Source organism: Actinomadura sediminis, assembly GCF_042675525.1.
GTDB lineage: Bacteria > Actinomycetota > Actinomycetes > Streptosporangiales > Streptosporangiaceae > Spirillospora > Spirillospora sediminis.
This window is the reverse complement of the sequence record NZ_JBHTJA010000233.1, coordinates 1-2,197: the sequence shown is the minus strand read 5'-3', so window position 1 is coordinate 2,197 and position 2,197 is coordinate 1. Positions and strand designations below refer to the sequence as shown.

Annotated in this window: 1 protein-coding gene and 1 pseudogene; both read right to left on the bottom strand. The window is 71.8% G+C overall.

All coding sequences use genetic code 11. The features are described from left to right. Positions 1–403: pseudogene (locus tag ACFQ11_RS37570) on the bottom strand (hypothetical protein); the annotation flags it as partial. Continuing rightward, complete coding sequence (locus tag ACFQ11_RS37565) at positions 390–1,556, bottom strand: glutamate--cysteine ligase (protein WP_378307709.1); 1,167 nt, start codon at positions 1,554–1,556, stop codon at positions 390–392. The gene ACFQ11_RS37565 and the pseudogene ACFQ11_RS37570, both read right to left, overlap by 14 nt. Between the last annotated feature and the right edge of the window lie 641 nt (positions 1,557–2,197).

The window sequence follows — 2,197 nt, the reverse complement described above, 5'->3', positions numbered from 1 at the left end:
CGCGGCCGAAGACGGCGTCGCGGGCCGCGTCGAGGGCGGGGCCGGCGCCGGGCCCGCGGCCGGTCCCGGGCGGACGGTCGCGGCCCTCGGGGCCGGCGGTCGGTGGTTCAAGGCCGGGCATCACCCCGGGTCCCGGGTGGGTCATCTGCGCCCCCTGCGCGACGGCGGAGCCGAAGGGTCTCCGCCGGGTGGTCTCGATGTCGTCTGGACGGTTGTCGCGGTCCGCGCGGACCTCGCGGGCCTTCCCGTGCTCTCCCGCACCGTCCCGGTCCTTATCTGAGTGTTCGCCGATCCCCGCCGTGCCGTTCAGTGCGCCGTCCGGGCCGCCGCCGCCCGACCCGTTGTCCCGGCCGTCCCCGTGGCCGGGCTCGGCGGGGCCGGGCGTCCGGTCAGGTCCCCGCACGAGCGACCTCCCCGAGCGTGACGAACCGGTCTTCGGCGAGTTCGGTGATCGCGACGTCCACGACGTCCTCCAGCGAGCCGCCGTCGGCGCGGACGGCCCGCTGGCGCTCGTACGGGGCGCCGTGGTCGAGCACCTCGCCGGCCACCTTCAGCTCCTCCGCGCAGCCGAGCCGGTCGGCGACCGGCTCGAGCTCGCGGATCAGCTCGTACAGGTCGTCGCGCAGCGGGACGGTGTGCCCGCGGTCGTCGGTGATCACGATGGCGTCGAGCCCGTACCGGGTGGCGCGCCACTTGTTGTCGCGCACCACCCAGGCGGCCGGCCGCGGCAGCGTGTAACCGCGGTCGAGCTGCTGTTCGAACAGCGTGACCAGGCTCTGGCACAGGGCCGCGGCCATGCCGACCTCGCGCAGCGTGGGGATGCCGTCGAACATCCGGATCTCGACGGTGCCGAAGTCCGGGTGCGGGCGGACGTCCCACCAGACCTCCTTGATGCTCCGGATGGTTCCGGAACGCAGCAGGGTGTCCATGTAATCCTCGAAGGCCGCCCAGTCGTCGAGCAAGTGGGGAGGACCGGCCGTCGGCAGCTGACCGAAGACGACGGCACGGCACGAGGCCAGGCCGGTGTCGCCGCCGCTCCAGAACGGGCTGGACGCGGTCAGCGCGAGGAAGTGCGGAAGGTAGGCGGACAGCGCGTTGACGATGGGGATCGCCTTGTCCACGTCGGAGACCCCGACGTGAACGTGCACGCCGAACGTCTGGATGCGGCGGGCGAGCCACTGCATCTCCTCGACGAGGTCGGCGTAGCGCTGCATCGGGGCCATGACCGCGTCGCGCCAGTCGCTGATGGGGTGGGTGCCGGTGCAGGCCAGCGCCAGGCCCCGGTCGGCGGCCGCGGACCGCAGGGCGGCGAGCGTGCCGGCCAGGTCGGCCTTGGCCTCGCCGACGGTGTGACGGATATCGGTCACGACCTCGACCGTGGACTCCATCAGCTCGTGCCGGATCCGGGGGTTGTCGCCGCCCTCGCTCAGCGCGGGCAGCGCGGCGAGCACACCGCGCGCGTCCTGCCGCAGGTGCCTCGTCTCCGCATCGACGAGCTGCAGCTCCCACTCGATACCGAGCGTAGCCCCGTTCGATGCGTTGAAGTCAATGGCCACGGCCAACCTCCGTCCACAATCGTTGCAGGTCGTTGCGTGGCACGTGGCGCAATTCAGCCAGCGGGTCCCTAAGCCTGGACAAACGCCGGTCCAGGTCACGTGTTCTCACCATGATGGCGCCCGTGTCCGCCGCCTCGCCGGACTCCATGCCCTTTGCCTGTCAATTGACTCTTCCGGGCGGTCGCGGGACGGGCCGGCGTCATCCTTTTCGGTCATCGATCTCGCCCACGGAACCCCACGATCGAACTAGTCAGTCTGTCCCAAATTCAGATTCGTGACGGACTGTAACCGATTCTAGTCGCCGCTGCTGTACCAAAAGTCACTCTTCGTCCCTTCAGTCCCAAGTGTTCCAGGCTTGCCGCTTTCCAGCACGGGTACCCCTTCGCCGGATAGGTCGCCTAGTCTGCGGGGGAGTCATGGGCGTTGGGGGCGATCGCGCTCCTGCGGAAGCGAGGAGTGTCGCGAGCGTGCACTCAGGACGATCGGACCGGCGGGACGGCGGCGCGGGCGGGGCACCGCGCCCGGGACAGCCCGCGCGTCCCACCCGGCCCGCGAGCCCGGACCGTCCCCCTCGCCCGGAGAGCCCGCCCCGCCCCGACCGCCCGCCGCGCCCGGAACGCCCCCGGCTCGGCCGTCCCGTC